The sequence below is a fragment of the Kitasatospora sp. NPDC041988 genome, from assembly GCF_055588525.1.
In genome coordinates, this window is the sequence record NZ_JBVJCO010000016.1 from 114675 (window position 1) to 133552 (window position 18878).

Annotated in this window: 18 protein-coding genes; 8 read left to right on the forward strand and 10 right to left on the reverse strand. The window is 74.6% G+C overall.

What is annotated here, in order from left to right; all coding sequences use genetic code 11:
• Positions 1–110 precede the first annotated feature (110 nt).
• The 6 genes from ACZ6NC_RS18320 to ACZ6NC_RS18345 form a co-directional block, all read right to left on the reverse strand.
• Entirely contained in the window at positions 111–554 is a 444-nt protein-coding gene (locus ACZ6NC_RS18320; RefSeq protein ID WP_465733912.1) for a hypothetical protein, read from the reverse strand.
• Between the two features lie 195 nt (positions 555–749).
• The gene (locus ACZ6NC_RS18325) at positions 750–1856 is read right to left on the reverse strand and encodes a winged helix DNA-binding domain-containing protein (protein WP_465733914.1); all 1107 of its coding nucleotides are present in this window, start codon (positions 1854–1856) and stop codon (positions 750–752) included.
• Positions 1853–2572 (reverse strand): glycerophosphodiester phosphodiesterase, encoded by a 720-nt coding sequence (locus ACZ6NC_RS18330; RefSeq protein WP_465733916.1) that lies wholly within the window; start codon positions 2570–2572, stop codon positions 1853–1855. The genes ACZ6NC_RS18325 and ACZ6NC_RS18330 overlap by 4 nt, the downstream gene beginning before the upstream one ends.
• Before the next feature lie 65 nt (positions 2573–2637).
• On the reverse strand, positions 2638–3087 hold the full coding sequence (locus ACZ6NC_RS18335; RefSeq protein WP_465733918.1) for a hypothetical protein: 450 nt from the start codon (positions 3085–3087) through the stop codon (positions 2638–2640).
• 132 nt (positions 3088–3219) lie between these two features.
• Entirely contained in the window at positions 3220–3636 is a 417-nt protein-coding gene (locus ACZ6NC_RS18340) for a TOBE domain-containing protein (RefSeq protein WP_465733920.1), read from the reverse strand.
• A gap of 209 nt (positions 3637–3845) precedes the next feature.
• Positions 3846–5039, reverse strand: a complete 1194-nt coding sequence (locus tag ACZ6NC_RS18345; RefSeq protein ID WP_465733922.1) for an ROK family transcriptional regulator — start codon at positions 5037–5039, stop codon at positions 3846–3848.
• Positions 5040–5211: 172 nt separating this feature from the next.
• On the opposite strand from ACZ6NC_RS18345, the gene ACZ6NC_RS18350 reads away from it, so the two are divergent.
• From ACZ6NC_RS18350 to ACZ6NC_RS18375, 6 genes are all read left to right on the forward strand, one after another.
• Positions 5212–6471 (forward strand): MFS transporter, encoded by a 1260-nt coding sequence (locus tag ACZ6NC_RS18350; RefSeq protein WP_465733924.1) that lies wholly within the window; start codon positions 5212–5214, stop codon positions 6469–6471.
• A gap of 85 nt (positions 6472–6556) precedes the next feature.
• Complete coding sequence (locus ACZ6NC_RS18355; RefSeq protein ID WP_465733926.1) at positions 6557–7291, forward strand: TVP38/TMEM64 family protein; 735 nt, start codon at positions 6557–6559, stop codon at positions 7289–7291.
• A gap of 82 nt (positions 7292–7373) precedes the next feature.
• Positions 7374–7913 carry a DinB family protein gene (locus ACZ6NC_RS18360; RefSeq protein ID WP_465733928.1) on the forward strand — a complete coding sequence of 180 codons (540 nt, stop codon included), beginning with the start codon at positions 7374–7376 and terminating at the stop codon, positions 7911–7913.
• A 268-nt stretch (positions 7914–8181) separates the two neighbouring features.
• Positions 8182–8574 carry a cell division protein SepF gene (locus ACZ6NC_RS18365; protein ID WP_465733930.1) on the forward strand — a complete coding sequence of 131 codons (393 nt, stop codon included), beginning with the start codon at positions 8182–8184 and terminating at the stop codon, positions 8572–8574.
• A gap of 215 nt (positions 8575–8789) precedes the next feature.
• Positions 8790–9335, forward strand: coding sequence for a TetR/AcrR family transcriptional regulator (locus ACZ6NC_RS18370; RefSeq protein WP_465733932.1), 546 nt, complete (start codon positions 8790–8792; stop codon positions 9333–9335).
• Positions 9336–9425: 90 nt separating this feature from the next.
• The gene (locus ACZ6NC_RS18375; RefSeq protein ID WP_465733934.1) at positions 9426–11033 is read left to right on the forward strand and encodes an MFS transporter; all 1608 of its coding nucleotides are present in this window, start codon (positions 9426–9428) and stop codon (positions 11031–11033) included.
• 57 nt (positions 11034–11090) lie between these two features.
• On the opposite strand, the gene ACZ6NC_RS18380 is transcribed toward ACZ6NC_RS18375, so the two are convergent.
• The 3 genes from ACZ6NC_RS18380 to ACZ6NC_RS18390 all read right to left on the reverse strand — a co-directional run bounded on the left by ACZ6NC_RS18380 (position 11091) and on the right by ACZ6NC_RS18390 (position 16060).
• Positions 11091–13556, reverse strand: coding sequence for a SpoIIE family protein phosphatase (locus ACZ6NC_RS18380; RefSeq protein WP_465733936.1), 2466 nt, complete (start codon positions 13554–13556; stop codon positions 11091–11093).
• Positions 13557–13704: 148 nt separating this feature from the next.
• Positions 13705–14325 (reverse strand): TetR/AcrR family transcriptional regulator, encoded by a 621-nt coding sequence (locus tag ACZ6NC_RS18385; RefSeq protein WP_465733938.1) that lies wholly within the window; start codon positions 14323–14325, stop codon positions 13705–13707.
• A 148-nt stretch (positions 14326–14473) separates the two neighbouring features.
• Positions 14474–16060, reverse strand: coding sequence for a 4-coumarate--CoA ligase family protein (locus tag ACZ6NC_RS18390; protein ID WP_465733940.1), 1587 nt, complete (start codon positions 16058–16060; stop codon positions 14474–14476).
• A gap of 238 nt (positions 16061–16298) precedes the next feature.
• On the opposite strand from ACZ6NC_RS18390, the gene ACZ6NC_RS18395 reads away from it, so the two are divergent.
• Positions 16299–16970, forward strand: coding sequence for a hypothetical protein (locus tag ACZ6NC_RS18395; protein WP_465733942.1), 672 nt, complete (start codon positions 16299–16301; stop codon positions 16968–16970).
• A gap of 19 nt (positions 16971–16989) precedes the next feature.
• Positions 16990–17652, forward strand: a complete 663-nt coding sequence (locus ACZ6NC_RS18400) for a class F sortase (protein WP_465733944.1) — start codon at positions 16990–16992, stop codon at positions 17650–17652.
• Positions 17653–17670: 18 nt separating this feature from the next.
• Here the strand turns inward: ACZ6NC_RS18400 and ACZ6NC_RS18405 are convergent, their stop codons facing one another.
• The gene (locus ACZ6NC_RS18405) at positions 17671–18786 is read right to left on the reverse strand and encodes an acyl-CoA dehydrogenase family protein (protein WP_465733946.1); all 1116 of its coding nucleotides are present in this window, start codon (positions 18784–18786) and stop codon (positions 17671–17673) included.
• Positions 18787–18878 lie beyond the last annotated feature (92 nt).

Sequence of the window (18878 nt, forward strand, 5' to 3'; positions counted from 1 at the left end):
CCCTTCCCCCCCCCTCAGAACACTCTCCCACCCCCCCCCCCCCCCCCCCCACCCCCCCCCCCCCCTCCCCCCCCCCCCCCCCCCCCCCCCCCCCCCCCCGCCGACCACACCTACGGCAGGTGGATCAGGAAGTCCCAGGCCTGCTGCGGGTCCCTGGCGTCCAGCGGTCGCAGCGCGATCCGGGTCGGGAAGATGTCCAGCACGCTGATGTCGAGAACCAACTCCTCGCCCTCGACCGGACCGCCGGGGACGACCAGGCGGCACAGGAAGTCGTCCGCGCCCCCCACCGGGCGGAGCTCCCACTCCCGGGCCTCGGACGAACCGACGACCTCCGTGTTCTCCTGCGGGTAGCCCTCGTAGCCCGCGAAGGTGCGATGCCGCTGGTTGCGGAGCAGGACGTTGCCGTTGTCCAGCTCCTCCACCTCCCACGACTGTGCCTCCACCTCGCCTCCCGCCGGCGGGATGAGGACCACGGGCTCCTTGGCCCCCGCCAGCGAGAGCAACTGCTCGTTCGACTTGCTGATGCCGTAGATGCCGTTCGGTACAAGTGCCACGGTCGACTCCACTCTGGCGGGCGGCGCCGTGCGGGCACCGCCGACTACTGGGCGAGTCGATTCAAGCGGCGGCACCCCGGCCGTACACGGAGGAACCGCCGGAGCCTCACCCCATCGAGACCCCGGGCCCGCACACCCGCACGAGGCCCGAACACCCGCGCCACGCCGCCGCCCCGCGCCACGCCGTCTCCTGTACTACTCCGCCTCCTCGAACCGGACCGCCCCGCCGCCCGCGAAGGCCAGCACCCGCTGTGCCTCGGCCTCCGCCGCCTGCTGGTCGGCCCGGCGCAGCACCGCGTACGGGCGGATCACGACCGCGCGCTCCTCGCCCCGGCCGCCCTCCACGAGCTGCCAGTCGCCGGCGACCAGGCCGTCCACCAGCAGGATGCCGAGCACGATGCCGTTCGGCGTCATCAGCCGGGGCCGGTACTCCTCGGGCAGGACGCGGCTGCGGTCGGCGTGCGAGAGCACCAGGTTGTCGAACGGGGCGACCAGCCGGACCGGCGCCGGCACGGACGGGTCGGGCCGGGGCGCGTCGGGCAGGTCGTAGAGCAGCCGGCCGTGCTCGTCGCGGAAGGTGAGCAGGCCCGGGGCGAGCCGCTTCAGCACCGGGCCGAGCCGGCTGAGGCCGCACCACTTCTGCAGGTCGGCGGCGGTGGCCGGGCCGAAGGCGGCGAGGTAGCGCAGGGCCAGGCCGTCCGGCGAGGGGGCCGGGTCGAGGGGGCGGCCGAGCCAGTGCTCGGCGGTGGTGTGCGCGGCGGCGCCACCCCGGCCCCAGAGGCCGCGCGGCGGGACCTGGACCAGCGGCAGCAGGCAGCGCGCTGCCTGGGCCAGCGCGGCCGGGTCGCGGCCGGGGCGGGTGGCGGCGAGCAGCGGGCCGAGCTGCTGGAAGGTGCGCGGCTCCGCCTCGACCAGGGCGCGGGCCTCGTCGGCGAGCACGTCGAGGTCGAGGCCGGCCAGCCGCTTGCCGTAGTTGCCGCGCAGGCCCTGGTCGAGCACGGGCTGGACGAGCGGACGCAGGGTCAGGCAGTCGTCGGCGGTGACCAGGTGGATGGTGCTGCGCTGGAGGGCGATTCGGACCACCCGGCGCTGCTCGATCAGCGCGGTGAGCTCCTCGGCGGCGAATCCCTCCAGCCGGCAGAGCAGGCCGAGGTAGGGCGGCTGCGGTGCGGCCTGTGCCTGGAGCCCGCCGAGGTGGTGGACCAGGTCGGCGGCCGGCATGGTGGCGCGGGTGAGCAGGTGCTGACGGGCCAGCAGGGCGCGGCCGAGCGCGCGGGGGCCCAGGACGTCCGGTGAGGTCACCGGCGGCCGTCCAGGACGGAGCGCAGCACGCCGATCCGGTTGGTGGTGATCGAGTCCACGCCAGCCGAGCGGAGCCGGCGCATGGTGCGGCGCAGGTCGGCGGTCCAGGTGGAGACGGCCAGCCCGGCGTCGTGGGCGGCGGCGGTGAACTCGGGGGTGGCGAGGCCGAACGGCGGGTTGAGGTAGCGCGGGCGCAGGTCGTCCAGCAGGGCGCGGGCGGGCAGCCGCGGCTGCTTCCAGGTGAGCGCGATCTCGGCGTCCGGGGCGAGGGCGCGGACGGCGAGCATCGCGGTGGCGGGGCCGCAGAAGGCGACCCGCTGCTCGGCGCCGAGGCCGGTGACGGCCTGCCAGGTGGCGGCGGCGGGGTGCGGGTCGTCCAGGTCGATCAGCAGCCGGGCGGCCGGGGTGGCGGCGGCGGTCTTGACCGCCTCGGCCAGGGTGGGGACGGCGAGGTCGCCGTCGCGCAGCTCGTCCAGCTGGTCGAGGGTGACCCGGCGCAGCGGGCGCGGGTCGCCCCAGAGGCGTTCGAGGGTCTCGTCGTGGAGCAGGACGGGCACGCCGTCGCGGGTGAGCCGGACGTCGACCTCGACGGCGTCGGCGCCGGCGGCGAGCGCGGACTCGACGGAGGGCAGGGTGTTCTCGCGGTACCGGTAGGGGTCGCCGCGGTGGGCGACGGCGAGGACGGGGCGGCGGTCGGCGGGGTTCGGTGCGTTCACGGCGGTGGCGGTCCTCGGGGCCTTCGTCGGGGTCTGGGGTGGAGTGCTCGGCAAGGTGGCGGGGTTCACCGGATCAGCCCCGCGAGCCACGGGGAGTGGTGGTGGTGGGTGACGGCCTCGCGGTAGGGGGCCTCGCCCGGCACGGTGACGATCAGCGTGCAGGACGGCGGGAAGGTCCGCTGCCTGACCTGGACCAGGCCGCTCCAGACCGAGTCGAGGAACGCCGGCACGCTGTCGCGCGGCACGTCGAAGGCGATGCCCTCGACGGTGACCACCACCTCGTCGTGGACGAAGAGCCGGACGGTGATCTCGGGCCGGCCGGTGATCTCCAGCAGCGCCTCGTGGGGTATCGCGTCGAGTTCGTCTTCGCTAGCGACGCCCCCGCCGACCAGGCCGGCGAAGGTCTGGTCGCGGCCGATGTCGTGACCGGCCCGGACCTCGCGGCCGTGCCGGGCGGCCATCGCCTCGACCGCGAACACGGCGCTCTGGGTGGACGGCAGTGGCGGATGGGGCATCGGTCGACGGTCCTCTCGTCGGCGGGGCTCTGCAGGGCGTCGGTCGGGCTCTGAAAAAGTGTCGGTCGGGCTCCGAAATGCCTCGGTGGGGCCCTCAGAGGCACCGGCGGGGCCTCGGCGGCAGAGGGCGGCTCAGCGCCTTTCGATCATCACATTGGTCGACTTGATGACCGCCGTCGCGGGCGCCCCGGGCACCAGGTTGAGCTCCTCCGCCGACTCCCGGCTGATCAGTGAGACCACCCGGAACGGCCCGGCCTGGATCTCCACCTGCGCGGCGACGTCGCCGAGCACCACATGGGTGACGATGCCCGGGAACCGGTTGCGGGCCGAGGACGGCCGCCCCTCCGCCTCGGCGTTCTCCGGGCGGGCCAGCTCCCGGGCGAAGGCGGCCAGCTCGGCGCCGGGGATGATCCGGTGGCCGTGCTCGTCCCGCTCGGCGGCGACCCGGCCCGCGTCCACCCAGCGCCGCATGGTGTCGGCGCTCACGCCGAGCATCGCCGCCGCCTCGCCGATCCGGTACGGGTTGACCGGTCCCTCGGGCTGGCCCATGTACGACTCCTGACGGTGGTTCGGTGGCACGGCGGACTCCGCTGCCACGCCGGTCTTCGGCAGCACTTCGGTGTGACGACAGGCGACGGCGGCACTGGCCGACCGTCGCCGCCATCCTGCCGCACCGGGGGCCCGCCCGGCCAAGCGGAGCACCCGCCGCGGCGGCGCTGCCCGGCCGGCCGTCGCACCGGGGCCCGCTGTGCGGCTCGCTACGGCTCGCCGAAGAGGTCCCGCCGGACGGCGTCGCCGGCGGTGAGGACGGCGCCGCCGAGCACCGCTCCGCCGCCGGCCGTCCCGGCCCGGACCTCGGTGCGCAGCGGGGAGAGCCCGGCGAGCCGGTGCTCGACCCGGCGGGCCAGTTCGGCGCCGCCGGCCCGGCCGATCTCGCCGCCGAGCACGACGCAGCCCGGGTCGAGGACCACGCACACGGCGGCGGTGCCGACGGCGATCCGCCCGGCCAGCTCGTCCAGGAACGGCCCGCCCGGCTGCCCGTCGGCGACGGCGTCGAGCGCGGCCCGGACGGCGGCTTCGGCGGCGGGCGCGTCGTCGGCCGGGCCGGCCGGCAGGCCGTGGGCGCGGGCCAGGGCGCAGACGGCGGCGCTGCCGACCAGGCCGTGGAAGCCGCCCTCGCAGTCGGTGGAGCTGGGCAGGGCGACGGTGCCCGGCACCGGCAGGAAGCAGATCTCGCCGGTGCCGCCGGAGGCGCCGCGGCGCAGCCGTCCGTCGATGATCACGGCGGCGCCGACGCTGTGGCCGAGCCAGACCAGGACGAAGGTGTCCTGGCCCCGGGCGGCGCCGGTCCGGTACTCGGCGCGGCCGGCGAGGTTGACCTCGTTCTCGAGGATCACGTCGGTGCCGGGCAGCTCGCGCAGGGCGGTGAGCAGTTCGGCGTGCCAGGCGGGCAGCGAGCCGGTGCTGCTGAGCCGGCCGGTGGCGGGGTCGACCAGGCCGGGGGCGCCGACGGCGACGGTGTGCAGCTGCTCGACGCCGGCCTGGCGGGCGGTGTCGAGCAGGGTCCGAACGATCCGGGCCGCCGTGCCGCTCCCGCCATTGCCCTCGACGGCGAGATCCGCCGCCGCCAGCGTCTGCCCGGCGAGGTCCGCGACGACCAGGCTGACGCCGCCGGAGCGGACGTCGATGGCGCCGATGTGCGCCCGGGAGGCCACCAGTGCGTAGAGCCGGGCGTTGGGACCGCGCCGCTGCTCCCCGCGTTCGCCGACCACGGCGACCAGGCCGGCGCGCTGGAGGCGTTCGAGCAGGTCGGCGACGGTGGGCCGGGAGAGCCCGGTGAGGCCGCGCAGCTCGGTCGCGGTCAGTGGTCCCTGCTCCAGGAGCAGGTTGAGCGCCAGCCGGTCGTTGATCGCCCGGGCGGTGCTGGGCGTGGCCGTACGCACGGTGGTCATGGAAGTGCATCCTTCCAGAGTGTTTCTATCAGGGTCCCTTCCTGATAATTTATCGAACCGCGGCGCTGCACACGAACCACGTCGCGCTGGGCACATATGGGCAGGACACCTATGTGCGGAAACCACCCACAGGGCACCGCCGCGCCTGGGCGCGGCCGGGAGGGAAGACCGGATGACCGAGACACCGACCGCAGGACCACGCCGCGACCCGGCCGGCCCCGACACCCTGGAGCGGCCCCGCCGGGCCAGGACGGCCGTCGCCCTGGTGTTCGCCGTGCACGGCGCCGTCGGCGGCACCTTCGTCACCCGGATCCCGTGGATCCAGGACCGCCTCGACCTCTCCCCCGGCCAGCTCGGCCTGGCCCTGGTGATGCCCGCGATCGGCTCGTTCCTCGCGATGCCGCTGGCCGGCCGGTTCGTCCACCGCTTCGGCGGGCGGGCCGCGGTGCGCGGACTCCTCACCCTCTGGTGCCTGGCGCTGGCCCTGCCCGCCCTCGCCCCCTCGCTCCCCGCCCTCTGCGCGGTGCTGTTCGTCTACGGCGCGACGGCCGGCATGGCGGACGTGGCGATGAACGCGCAGGGCGTCGAGATCGAGCAGCGGCTCGGCCGCTCGATCATGTCCGGGCTGCACGGCATGTGGAGCGTCGGCGGGCTGCTCGCCTCCGGCTTCGGCATCCTCGCCGCCCACCAGGACCTGGACGCCCGGATCCAGCTGCTGGTCACCGCGCTGGTGCTGACCGCCCTGGCCCAGCCGGTCTGCCGGGGCCTGCCCGACTTCCGGGCGGCCGAGGACGCCGAGGCGCCGCCGCGGTTCGCGCTGCCGCCGCGCAGCTCGCTGGTGATCGGGCTGGTCGGCTTCTGCGCGGTGTTCGCCGAGGGCGCGTCGATGGACTGGAGCGGCGTCTACCTCAAGGACGTCACCGGTGCCTCGGCCACCCTGGCGGCCGCCTCCTACACGGCGTTCTCGCTCACCATGGCGGTCAGCCGGCTGGCCGGCGACGCGGCGATCCGCCGGCTCGGGGCCGTCCGGGCGACGAGGCTCGGCGGCGCCGTCGCCACCGCGGGCGGCCTGCTGGTGGTCGGCGCGGACACCCCGGCGCTGGCCATTTCCGGCTTCGCGCTGATCGGCATCGGGATCGCGGTGATCGTGCCGCTGGCCTTCGCCGCCGCCGGCCGGATCGGCACCAACCCCAGCCAGGCCATCGCGGGCGTGGCCACCGTCACCTACACCTCCGGCCTGGTCGCCCCCGCGATCGTCGGCGGGCTCGCCCAGGCCACCTCGCTCACCGTCTCCTTCGGAGTGGTCACCGCCCTCGCCTTCGCCCTGCTGCTGAGCGCGGGCGCGCTGCGCCTCGCCGAGCCGGACCTCCCGGACGGCGCCGGCCGCCGGGAGAAGGCCGCCGGGAGCGCGAAGGCGTTGTCACCGCAATAGCCCGCCCCCGCCGGCCCGCCGGCCAGCCCGGGTCCCGACCCGGGCCTCGAACGGGGCAGGTCCGTCCACCGGTTAGGCTCGGGCCGTGCCCGCATCGCCCGCTTCGGCCGCCGCACCCGCATCGCCGGCCCCGCCGAAGCCCTCCGACACCGCCCCGCGCCCGCCGCTGCGCTCGACGCGGCTGCGGTTCGCCCTGCTGGTGGTGATCCTCGCGGCGGCGGCCGGCTCACTGCTGCTCTGGAGCCCGACGGCGCTGCTGTCCGGCGGACTCCCCGCCGGGGTGCCGGGGTACTGGCTGGCGCCCGCGTTCACCGCCGTCTACGCGGTGGGGACACTCGCCTTCGTTCCGCGCCCGGCACTGAACGCGGCGGCCGGGCTGCTGCTCGGCATCCAGCAGGGCGTACTGCTGGCCGTGCTGGGGACGACGCTCGGGGCCGCGATGGCCTTCGTGCTCGGGCGGCTGCTCGGGCGCGAGGCGCTCCGGCCCTACCTCCGCGGGCGGATGCTGACGGCGCTGGACCGGCGGTTCACCGAGCAGGGGTTCCGCAGCGTACTGCTGCTGCGCCTGCTGCCCGGACTGCCGTTCCAGGCCGGCAACTACGGCGCGGCCTTCTCCGGCGTACGGTTCCTGCCGTTCCTGGCCGCGACCGCCCTGGGCGTCGTCCCGACCACGGCGGTCTACGTGACGGCGGCGGCCAGCGCGGGAGAGCCCGGGTCGGCCGCGTTCCTGGTGTCGGCCGGGGCGATCGCCGTCCTGGTCGTGGTGAGCCTGGTCTCGCTCTGGCGGGCCGCCTCCCGGCGGCGCTCGGCCACCGCCTGAGCGCCCGCCAGTCCGGCCGCACCCCGGCGCCGCGCGCGCCCCGCCGACTATTCGGTGGCTTCCGCCGCACCCCTGCGCCAGGATGACCGCCATGACAACCCCCGTGACGACCGCCACCCCCCGGTCCGAGCCCCCGTTCGCCGCGGACGAGGCCGCCATGCTGACCGCCTGGCTGGACTTCCACCGTGCCACCCTCGCCGTCAAGTGCGAGGGCCTGAGCGCCGACCAGCTGCGGCTGCGCTCCGTCCCGCCGTCCTCGCTCTCCCTGCTCGGCCTGGTCCGGCACATGGCCGAGGTGGAGCGCTTCTGGTTCCGCGCCATCCTGCTCGGCGAGGAGACCGGCCCCGACGGCCTCTACTGGAGCAAGGAGCACCCCGACGGCGACTTCGACCTGCTGGACACCGCCGACGCCGAGGCGGACTTCGCCACCTGGCAGGCCCAGATCGCGGCGGCCCGCGCGGCCTGCGAGGGCCTGCCGCTGGAGACGGTGGGCAAGCGCGACCGCCGGGGCGAGCAGGTGACGCTCCGCTGGATCCTGGTACACATGATCGAGGAGTACGCCCGGCACAACGGCCACGCCGACCTGCTGCGGGAGCTGGTGGACGGCACGACCGGCGAGTGAAATCGTTCCCGCATTGTTGACAGAAGGTCAATTAAGCGGTGACCGCGACCGATATGGTCTACGCGCGCAACCATCCGCCGTCCGGCTGCGTCGCATCAGTTGCCCGGGTTCGCCCGGGTTTCCGGCGCGGCACGACTCGTACGGGGGTCGCGAGCGGGCACGGGACCGGTGATCAGTGCGATACTCGGACAGTTCCGACGAGTGGATGACGTGTCAAAAGGACACGCGCACCGGGGGACCTGTACGGAACGAGGCAGGGAGGCGCGGCATGGGAGCACTTCGCGACGAGCACCACAACGGGTGGCTGATGCCCTCCGGGAACTACCCGGCCGCGGTGTACGACGACGAGTGGATCGAGCAGGAGACGGTACCGTCCTCCCCGGCTCCCACGAAGATCGTCTCCCTGCGGCCGACGGGCTTCGAGGCCGCCCGGACGGTCGGCGAGCACATCCGAGCGAGCACGCCCGTGGTCATGGACCTCACCGAGATGGAGGAGGCCGAGGCCAAGCGCATGGTCGACTTCGCCTCCGGCCTGATCTTCGGCACCTGCGGCGGCATCGAGCGGATCGCCCGCCGGGTGTTCCTGCTCACCCCGGCGAACGTCGAGGTCATGGTGATCGACCGCCCGCTGGACGACACCGGCTTCTACAACCAGAGCTGAGCACAACCAGGCCTGAGCACGACCGGGCCTGAGCAGAGCCGGGCCTGAGCACGCGCAGGCCCGAGCAGAGCCGGCTGGACGCACCACGCGCACGACCGGGGACGGCACCGCCGTCCCCGGTTTTTTGCTGCCGTCACACCGGACCCTCCCGCCTCAGGTGAGTCGCCCGAGAAATGATTGAGACATCCATGTCTCATTTGACGTACACTCCTCCTATGGCCACCGACCGCGACTCCGTCCTCGAAGCCGCCGTGGGCGTGCTCTCCCGCCGCCCCACCGCCCACCTCGACGAGATCGCCCGCGCCGCGGGCATCAGCCGCGCCACCCTGCACCGGCTCTTCCCCGGCCGGGAGGCGCTGATCCGCGAGGTCGGCCTGCTCGGCCTGCAGCGGTTCGGGGCCGCGCTGGACGCCGCCGCCGTCGAGGACGGCGACGCGCACACCGCGCTGCGCCGCCTGGTCGACGCCACCGTCCCGGACGCCGCGCTCTGCGCCTTCCTGGCCGGCGAGAACCAGCTCTACGACGACGACGAGATCAACGACCTCTGGGAGTCGCAGATCTCCCGGCTGCACGCCCTCTTCCTACGCGGCCAGCAGCAGGGCGTCTTCCGCATCGAGCTCTCCGCCGGCTGGCTCAGCGAGGCCTTCTTCGACCTGGTGGCCGGCATCGGCTGGGCCATCCAGGACGGCCGGCTCGCCCCGCGCGACGCCGCGTTCTCGCTCGCCGAGCTCTTCCTCGGCGGCGCCCTGCGCCGCCCGTAGGGCTTGTCGGACAAGCCCTGGCCCCACCAGCCCCCACCCACAGCACCTCGGATCACAGGCCCTCGGAACAGCGGCCGGAAACCGATACCCATGAGCAGCACCGTCCTTGCCCGCCCCCGCCAGCGCTGGACCGGCCTCGCCGTCCTCGTCCTGGCCGTCACCCTGGTCGCCGTCGACGCGACCGTCCTCTCCCTCGCCATACCGTCGATCAGCGAGACGCTGCGCCCGAGCGGCACCCAACTGCTCTGGATCGGCGACGCGTACTCCTTCGTGCTGGCCGGCCTGCTGGTCAGCATGGGCTCGCTGAGCGACCGGATCGGCCGCAAGAAGCTGCTGCTGGCCGGCTCCAGCGCGTTCGGCGCCGCCTCGCTGCTGGCCGCCTACGCACCGAGCGCCGGCTGGCTGATCCTGGCCCGCGCGCTGCTCGGCGTGGCCGGGGCGACCATCATGCCGTCCACCCTGTCGCTGATCCGCTCCCTCTTCCCGGACGACCGCGAGCGGGCCACCGCGATCGGCATCTGGGGCGCGGCCGCCACCGCCGGCGCCGCGCTCGGCCCGGTGGTCGGCGGGGTGCTGCTGGAGCACTTCTGGTGGGGCTCGGTGTTCCTGCTGAACATCCCGGTGCTGGTCCTGCTGCTCGTCCTCGGCGCCTGGCTGCTGCCCGAGTCCAAGGACCCGAAGCCGGGCCGCTGGGACGTGCTGAGCGTGGTGCTGTCGCTGGCCGGTGTGATCGGCGTGGTCTACGCGATCAAGGAGGCCGCGGCCCACGGCGTGGCCCGCTGGGACGTGCCGGTCGCGGCCGTGCTGGGCGCCGCCGCGCTGACCGTGTTCGTCCGCCGCCAGCTGCGGCTGCCCACCCCGCTGCTGGACGTCCGGCTCTTCGCCGACCGCCGCTTCACCGGGGCCGTGCTGGCCTCGCTCACCGCGCTGATCGGGCTCTCCGGCGTCGTCTTCGTGACCTCCCAGTACCTGCAGCTCGTCCGCGGGTACGAGCCACTCAAGGCCGGCCTGGCCGAGCTGCCGGCCTTCGCCGGTGCGGTGGTCGGCGGGCTGCTGACCGCCCGGCTGGCCCGCCGGACCGGCGCCCGGGCCGCGCTGACGCTCGGTCTGCTCGCCATGGGCACCGGCATCGGCCTGATCGGCTGGGTGCACCAGGACACCACATACCTGCTGCTGGCCGCCGCCTTCCTGATCGTCGGCACCGCCGAGGGCGTGGTCTACACGCTCGGAGCCGACCTGGTACTGGGCGCCGCGCCCGCCGACAAGGCCGGCGCCGCCTCGGCCGTCTCCGAGACGGCGTACGAGCTGGGCACCGCGCTCGGCATCGCGCTGGTCGGCTCGGTGGTCGGCGCGCTGTACACGGGCGGTCTGACCGTCCCGGCCGAGGCCGGGGCGGAGGCCACCGCCCGGGCCGGCGAGTCGCTGGGCGGAGCCGTCGAGGCCGCGCACGGCCTGCCGCAGACGCTGGCCGGGCCACTGCTCGGCAGCGCCCGGGACGCCTTCGTGCACGGCATGAACGTGGCGGCGGTCCTGGCCGGTGCGCTGCTGCTGGCCGCGTCGGCGCTGGCCTGGCGGCTGCTGAAGGGGCTGCCGCGGGCGGACCGCGAGCAGGCGGAGCAGGAGCAGGCGGAGCAGGAACAGGCGACGCACTCGGAGCAGGAGCAGGCGGAGCAGGCGCCGGAGAAGGTGGGCGCCTGACCGCACGCGAACCCCGCGCCCCGACCGGGCGCGGGGTTCCCGCGTACCCGGGAGCCGTCAGACCGTCCCGAAGGGGAGCTCCAGCTCGGCCCAGACCACCTTGCCGTCGCGGGTGAGCCGGCTGCCCCAGCGCTGGGCGAGCTCGCTGACCAGGAACATGCCGCGGCCGCCCTCGTCCTGCTCGGCGAACGGCCGCAGCTGGGGCGTCTGCCCGCCGGCGTCGGCGACCTCGACGGTGAGCACCCGGTCGCGGAAGAGGCGGAGCCGGCGCGGGGCGTCGGCGTGCAGCAGGGCATTGGTGACCAGCTCGCTGACCAGCAACTCGGCGTAGTCGGAGAGGGCGGACAGGCCCCAGCCGTCGAGGGCGGCGCGGGTGAAGCGGCGGGCCTTGCCGGGGAGGCGGCCGCCGCCGGTGAGCGGGAGGGTGGCGATCCGGTCGGCGGGCAGCGGCAGCACCCGGGCCATGATCATCGCGATGTCGTCCTCGGTACCGTCGGTGACCAGCGCGCCGAGGACGGCGTCGCAGCTCTCCTCCAGGGTGCGGCCGGGGCCGGAGAGGGTGCCGGCGAGCAGGTCGATGCCGTCGTCGAGGTCCTGGCCGCGCCGCTCGACCAGGCCGTCGGTGTAGAGGGTGACCATGCCGCCCTCGGGGAGGGTGAACTCGATCGACTCGAAGGCCACGCCGCCGACGCCGAGCGGCACGCCCGGGGGGACGTCGATCCTGCGGGCGGTGCCGTCGGGGCTGACCCAGACCGGGGGCAGGTGCCCGGCCGAGGCGACCTGCACGGTGCGCTCCAGCGGGTCGTAGACGGCGCAGATACAGGTGGCGAACTGGCCCTCGCCGATACCGGAGGCGGTCTCGTCCAGCCGGGTGAGGACCTGCTCGGGCGGCATGTCCAGGGTGGCCAGCGTGCGGGCGACGGTCCGCAGCTGGCCCATGGTGGCGGCGGCGCGGATTCCGTGGCCCATGACGTCGCCGACGACCAGGGCGACCCGGCCGCAGGAGAGCGGGACGACGTCGAACCAGTCGCCGCCGACCTCGCTGACCACACTGCTTGGCAGGTAGCGGTAGGCGATCTCCAGGCCGAGGGTGCGGTGGATCTCCTGCGGCAGCAGGCTGCGCTGCAGGGTGAGGGCGGTCTCGCGTTCGCGCCGGTAGAGCCGGGCGTTGTCGATGGCGAGCGCGGTGCGGGCGACCAGCTCCTCGGCGAGGGCGACGTCGGCGGCGGTGAACGGCTCGGGGTTGCGCATCCGGATGAACTCGGCGCCGCCGAGCACCATGCCGCGGGCGGTCATCGGCACCATCAGGTACGAGTGGATGCCGGCGGCTATGCCGGGCCCGACCCGCTCGGGGGTGGCGACCAGGCCGCGCAGCACCTCCGCGTCCACGTGGGCGCGCAGCAGCGGGCGGCCGCTGCGCAGGCACTGGGTGTAGCTGCGGTCGGGCGAGTACTCGGAGACCTCGCCGACGGTGTCGACGGCGTGGACGAGTCCGGACTCGTAGGACTCGCCGACGGCGACGGCGCGCAGCTGGACGGAGCGGTCGTCCGGGATGGGGGCCGGTTCGGCGCCGCGCAGGACGGGTTCGAGCAGGTCGACGGTGGCGAAGTCGGCGAACCGCGGGACGACGGCCTCGATCAGTTCCTCAGCGGTGCGCTGGAGGTCGAGGGTGGTGCCGATCCGGGCGGTGGCCTCGGCGATGGTGGCGAGACGTTCCTGCGCGCGGGAGGCCCGGGCCTCGGCCTGGAAGCGCTCGGTGACGTCGATGATGGAGGAGCAGACGCCGAAGACCCGGCCGGTGGAGTCCTCCAGGCGGAAGTAGGAGGCCGACCAGGCGCGGTCGCGCTTCGGGTCGCCGGGGACGCGGCCGTGCGAGCGGGCGTCCACCACGGGCTGGCCGGTGACCAGCACCTGTCTCATGGTCTGTTCGATCTCGGCGCTGTTGAGGCCGGGCAGGACGGCGCTGATCCGACGGCCGAGGTGCTCCTCGACGGGGACGCCGTTCATCCGGGCGAGTGCCTCGTTGAGCCGGACGTACCGCAGGTCGGTGTCGTAGACGGCCATGCCGATCGGGGACCGGCCGAAGATGCCGTCGAGGACGGCGAGGTCGGCCTCGACACGGTGCAGGGCCTGGGTGTCGGAGGCGGTGGCGAGCAGCAGCAGGGTGCCGCCGGGGCCGGCTATCGGGTAGGTGCGGAACTCCAGCTCGACCAGGTGGCCGTCGCGGTGGCGGACCGGGAAGACGCCGGACCAGCCCTTGCCGCTCATGATGCGCTCGAACAGGCCGAGCACCTCGGGGCGGTCGCTCTCGTCGGTGAGCAGCCGGGCGGCGTAACTGCCGACGACCTCCTCGGCGGAGTAGCCGAGCAGCGCCTCGGCGTCCTCGCTCCAGTGCAGGATCAGCCCGTCGTCCTGGAGCAGGGCGGTGGCGAGCGGGACGAGGCGATGGCCGTCCAGGCGTGCGGGGGCTCCGCCCGGTACGGGTCCGGCGGCGTCGGTCGCATCCCACTCGTGTCCGTGCATGATCAGGCAGCACCCCGGTTCGGCTCGTGCCCGGCCGGGCCGGGCCTCGCGGTCCGTGCCGGCCGGGTTCTTCTCCAGACTGCACGGACATCGGCCGCCCGGCGACCCCTTGGTCAGGAGGTGTTCCGGGCGCCCGGGTGTACGGGCGTCATGGGCGTACCGGCCGCAGCGTACCCTCAAGAACGCTTGCCCACTGCCGGATCACTCCGGATCGTCTGGCGCTGTCGTCGGTGAGCAGGTTGGCCAGTCCGAGACCGCGCGCCATGTCGAGGGTGGCCTGGACGGTCTCGCGCACGCCGGGCACGGTTTCGTCGGCTCCGAGGAACTCGACGGCGGCCCGGTGGGCCTCGCGGCCGACATGGCCCTCCAGCGCGATGATGCGCTCGCGCAGCGGCTCCTCGGTGGCGGCGGCGACCCACAGGTGCAGGGCCGCGCGGAACAGCGGGCCGGTGTAGAGGCGCACGATCATCCCGACGACGGCCTCGGTACGGTCGGGGCCGGCGGCCGGCAGCTCGTCCGCGTGGGCGCGGACGGCTGCCAGCCGCTCGGCGGTGACGTGCTCGACGGCCGCGGTGAAGAGGTCCTCGCGGGTCGGGAAGTGGTGCTGGGCCGCGCCTCGGGAGACGCCGGCGCGCTCGGCGACGACGCTGACGGTGGAGCCGTTCCAGCCGACCTCGGCGAGGCAGTCGACGGCCGCCGCCAGCAGCCGTTGCCGGGTGGCGCGGCTGCGGTCCTGCTGCGGGGTGCGGGCGGCGGGGTGGGTGGTCATCGTCGGCGGCTGGTCCTGTTCGTGGGGCGGCGCGGCGGGTCGATCCTCGCAGATCTCCGGGTGCTGCCCGGTGGCAGGTTCGCCGGCAGGTTCGGTGGCAGGTTCGGTGGCAGGTTCGCCGGCCCGCTCCGCCGGGGCCGGCACGGGGTCAGCGGGCGGCCTCGCGGGCGCGCAGCTCGCGGCGGAGGATCTTGCCCGCGGGGGACTTCGGGACGGCGTCCAGGAACTCCACCGCGCGCACCTTCTTGTAGGGCGCGACGTGCCCGGCCACGAAGGCGGCGACCTCCTCCTCGGTGAGCGTGCTGCCCGGGGCGCGGACCACGAAGGCCTTGGGGCGCTCGGTGCCCTCCGCGTCGGTCACGCCGATCACCGCCGCGTCGGCGATCCCGGGGTGGCTCAGCAGCAGCGCCTCCAGCTCCGCGGGGGCGACCTGGTACCCCTTGTACTTGATCAGCTCCTTCACCCGGTCGACGATGTACAGGTAGCCCCGTTCGTCCACGTACCCGATGTCGCCGGTGTGCAGCCAGCCGTCGGCGTCGACGGTGGCGGCCGTCTCGGAGGGGCGGCCCAAGTAGCCCTTCATCACCTGCGGGCCGCGGATCAGCAGCTCGCCCCGTTCGCCGGGGCCGAGGTCGGCGGCGGTGCCGTCGAGCGCGGTGACGCGCAGCTCGGTGGAGGGCACGATCCGGCCGACCGAGCCCGGCGAGGGGTCGGACTCCGTCGGGGAGACGACGTGCGAGACGGGCGACAGCTCCGTCATGCCGTAGCCCTGGAGGACGCGCGGCAGGCCGAGCCGGCGGGCGCAGGCGGCGGCCAGCTCGTTGTCCAGCGGGGCGGCCGCGCAGAGCAGGTACTCGACCGAGGAGAGGTCGAAGCGGTCGACGATCGGGTGCTTGGCGAGGGCGAGCGCGATCGGCGGGGCGACGATCAGGGCCTGGACACGTTGCTCCTCGATGGTGCGGCAGAACTGCTCCAGGTCGAAGCGGGGCAGCACCACCACGGTGGCGCCGCACCGCAGCGGCTGGTTGAGCAGGGCGGCCAGGCCGTAGATGTGGAAGAAGGGCAGGACGGCGAGGATCCGCTCCCCCTCCCCCGGGTGGTAGAGGGCGTCGGTCTGGGCCAGGTTGGTGGCGATCGAGCGGTGGGTGAGCATCACGCCCTTGGGCAGCCCGGTGGTGCCGCTGGAGTAGGGCAGCACGGCGATGTCCTCGCCGGGGTCGATGGCGACGTCGGGTGCCGGGCCGGTGGCGGCGAGGAGGTCGGCCAGCGAGCGGTGGCCCTCGGCGCCGTCCAGCACGATCAGCTCGACCGGCGGGTGGCCCTCGGCGGCGAGCGTCCCGGCGGCCTGGCGCGCGGTGGCGAGGAACGGCGAGACGGTGATCAGCCAGCGGGCGCCGCTGTCGGCGAGCTGGCCGGCCAGCTCCCCGGGGGTGGCGAGGGACGAGACGGTGGTGACGGTGGCGCCGGCCCGGGTGGCGCCGTAGAAGGCCATCGGGTAGCCGATCGTGTTGGGGCTGAACAGCGCCACCACGTCGCCCTTGCGCACGCCCGCCTCGGCCAGTCCGGCGGCCACCCGGCGCACGGCCACGCCGAGCCGGGCGTGGCTGACCGTCTCCCCCGTGACACCGTCGACCAGGGCCGGCCGCTCGCCGTAGCGCTCGGCCTCGCCGAGCACCGCGTCATGGATCGGCAGGTCGACGATCGCGACGTCCGGGAACTCACTACGGAACACCAAGGCGTGCCTCCAAATAGGTAGTTGACGCACGATCGGGTACCCGGCGATGGCTCCCCGAGAGCGGCCGGCCGGGTGCGCGGGACAGGAGCATACGGACAGTGGCGGGATGCTGCGCCATTGTGACGAACGATCGGGGGAGCACGCGTGGCACGCTTGCCGCGCCCGGCGGACAGACCGGACGGTGTGCGCATGGCCGCCCGCCCCCGAGCGCGGCCCCCGACCAGGGAGCACCCTCACTGTGAGACGCACTGCCCTTCTGCTGCCCTCCCCCCGCCGGCTGATGGCCGCCACCGCGGCGGCTGCCGCACTGACGTTCGGCGCCGCGCCGCTCGCCCTCGCCGCGCCGGGCGACAACGGCGACGTCAAGGTGCACAACAGCACCACCGCGCCGGACAGCCAGGACGACGACCCGAAGGTCTGCCAGTTCTACCTGGACGCCTTCAACTTCGACACCATCACGCTGGTCAACTGGACCATCGAGCAGCAGCCGCCGACCGGCAACGCGCTGGTCCTGGCCGGGGCCCTGGTGCTGACCAGTGGCAGCGGGACGACGTCCACCTACAGCCTGCCGGACGGGCATTACCAGCTCAACTGGACGTTCGTGGGCGAGAACGGCAGCGCCAAGCACAAGGTGTTCGACGTTCAGTGCGCCTCCTCCTCGCCGTCGCCGTCCGGCTCGCCGTCGCCGAGCGGCTCGCCCAGCCCGTCGCCCTCGCCCTCCCACGGCGGCCCGCCCAGCGGCTCGCCGAAGCCCGACGGCGGGCCGCACGGCGGGGTCGGCACCGGCGGTGGCGGCACCTCCGGGCCGAACAGCGCGGAGATGCTCGGCGGCTCCGCGCTGATCGCCACCTCGGCGTGGTTCGGCGTCCGCACGCTGCGCCGGCGCGCCGGACGCAATGCCGAGTCCTGACCGTCGGCACCGCCGCCCCGTGCGGCTCGGCCCCGGCCGTCTGACGGCCGGGGCCGTCGCCGTGGCGGTGACCGCCGGGGCGTGGCTGGTGCAGGACGGGAGCGCGGGCAACGACGGCCCGCCGCTGCCGCCGGCTCCGGCTGCCGCACCGGCCCCCGCCCCGGCACCGGCACCGGCGGTCGGGCCGCCGTCACCGCAGCCCGCCCGGCCCACGCACGCGCCGCTGCCCGTGTCCGCGCCCACCCGGATCAGGATTCCGTCGATCAAGGTGGACGCCCCGGTGGTCGGCCTCGGCCTGGACTCCGCCCTGCACCTGGCCACCCCGCCGATGGACCAGCGCAACCTGGCCGGCTGGTACCGCGACGGCGTCACCCCGGGGGCGCAGGGCAACGCGATCACCATCGGGCACGCCGACAACCGCACCGGGCCGGCCGTCTTCTACCGGCTGGGCCTGCTGCGCGCCGGCGACACCGTCGAGGTGGTCCGCAAGGACCGGCGGACGGCGGTGTTCACCATCGACCAGGTACGGGTGTTCGCCAAGAAGGAGTTCCCGGACGCCCTGGTGTACGGCGCGACCGACCGGCCGGAGCTGCGGGTCATCACCTGCGGCGGCAGGTTCGACCGGCGCACCGGCTACGAGTCCAACACGGTGGTCTTCGCCCATCTCTCCTCCGTCCGGTGACCCGGGCCCGGCTGACGGTCAGTAGGACTTCGGCAGGCCGAGGGTGTGCTGGGCCACGTAGTTGAGCACCATCTCCCGGCTGACCGGCGCCACCCGGCCGACCCGGGTGGCGGCGAGCAGGGTGGCCAGCCCGTACTCCTGGGTGAGCCCGTTGCCGCCGAGGGTCTGCACGGCCTGGTCGACGGTCCGGGCGGCGGCCTCGCCGGCCGCGTACTTGGCCATGTTGGCGGCCTCGCCGGCCGCGAGGTCGTCGCCCGCGTCGTAGAGCAGGCCGGCCTTCTGGGTCATCAGCCGGGCCAGTTCGATCTCCACCGCGCACTGGGCGAGCGGGTGGGCGAGGCCCTGGTGGGCGCCGATCGGGGTCGACCAGACGGTGCGCTCCTTGGCGTAGCCGACGGCCTTGCCGAGGGCCTGACGGGCGAGGCCGAGCGAGAAGGCGGCGGTCATGATCCGCTCGGGGTTGAGGCCGGCGAAGAGCTGGAGCAGCCCGGCGTTCTCGTCGCCGACCAGCGCCTCGGCGGGCAGCCGGACGTCGTCCAGGAAGACCTGGAACTGCTTCTCCGGGGCGACCAGTTCCATCGGGATCGGGCGGTACTCGAAGCCGGGGGTCTCACGCGGGACGACGAAGAGAGCCGGCTTGAGCTTGCCGGTGCGTGCGTCCTCGGTGCGGGCGACGAACAGGACGGCGTCGCAGTGGTCGATCCCGGAGACGAACACCTTGCGGCCGGTGAGCAGCCAGTCGTCGCCGTCGCGGCGGGCGACGGTGGTGATGCGGTGGGAGTTGGAGCCGGCGTCGGGCTCGGTGATGCCGAAGGCCATCTTCCGGGTGCCGTCGGCCAGCCCGGGCAGCCAATGCCGCTTCTGCTCGTCGGTGCCGTAGCGGGCGATGACCGTGCCGCAGATCGCCGGGGAGACGATCAGCAACAGCAACGGGCAGCCGGCGGTGCCGAGTTCCTCCAGGACGATGGCGAGGTCGGTGATGCCGCCGCCCCCGCCGCCGTACTCGGCCGGCAGGTTGACGCCCAGGTAACCGGCCTTTCCGGCTTCGGCCCAGAGTTCGTCGGCGGCCTCGCTGGCCCGGGCCTTGCCGAGGTAGTACGCGGAGCCGTAGCGGGGGGGGGGGGGGGGGGCCACGCAGCGCAAAAAACGTCGTTTGGGGGGTTTTGCCCACGGGGTTTCCGGGGGGGGGGGGTGGGGGGTGGAAACGGGGGGGGCCCTTCCCGGGA

Coding starts and splice junctions, on each gene's coding strand:
- ACZ6NC_RS18350 (WP_465733924.1), top strand. CDS start 5,212: ATGACCGAGACACCGACCGCAGGACCACGCCGCGACCCGGCCGGCCCC.
- ACZ6NC_RS18380 (WP_465733936.1), bottom strand. CDS start 13,556: ATGCACGGACACGAGTGGGATGCGACCGACGCCGCCGGACCCGTACCG.
- ACZ6NC_RS18375 (WP_465733934.1), top strand. CDS start 9,426: ATGAGCAGCACCGTCCTTGCCCGCCCCCGCCAGCGCTGGACCGGCCTC.
- ACZ6NC_RS18365 (WP_465733930.1), top strand. CDS start 8,182: ATGGGAGCACTTCGCGACGAGCACCACAACGGGTGGCTGATGCCCTCC.
- ACZ6NC_RS18370 (WP_465733932.1), top strand. CDS start 8,790: ATGGCCACCGACCGCGACTCCGTCCTCGAAGCCGCCGTGGGCGTGCTC.
- ACZ6NC_RS18360 (WP_465733928.1), top strand. CDS start 7,374: ATGACCGCCATGACAACCCCCGTGACGACCGCCACCCCCCGGTCCGAG.
- ACZ6NC_RS18385 (WP_465733938.1), bottom strand. CDS start 14,325: ATGACCACCCACCCCGCCGCCCGCACCCCGCAGCAGGACCGCAGCCGC.
- ACZ6NC_RS18335 (WP_465733918.1), bottom strand. CDS start 3,087: ATGCCCCATCCGCCACTGCCGTCCACCCAGAGCGCCGTGTTCGCGGTC.
- ACZ6NC_RS18345 (WP_465733922.1), bottom strand. CDS start 5,039: ATGACCACCGTGCGTACGGCCACGCCCAGCACCGCCCGGGCGATCAAC.
- ACZ6NC_RS18340 (WP_465733920.1), bottom strand. CDS start 3,636: ATGGGCCAGCCCGAGGGACCGGTCAACCCGTACCGGATCGGCGAGGCG.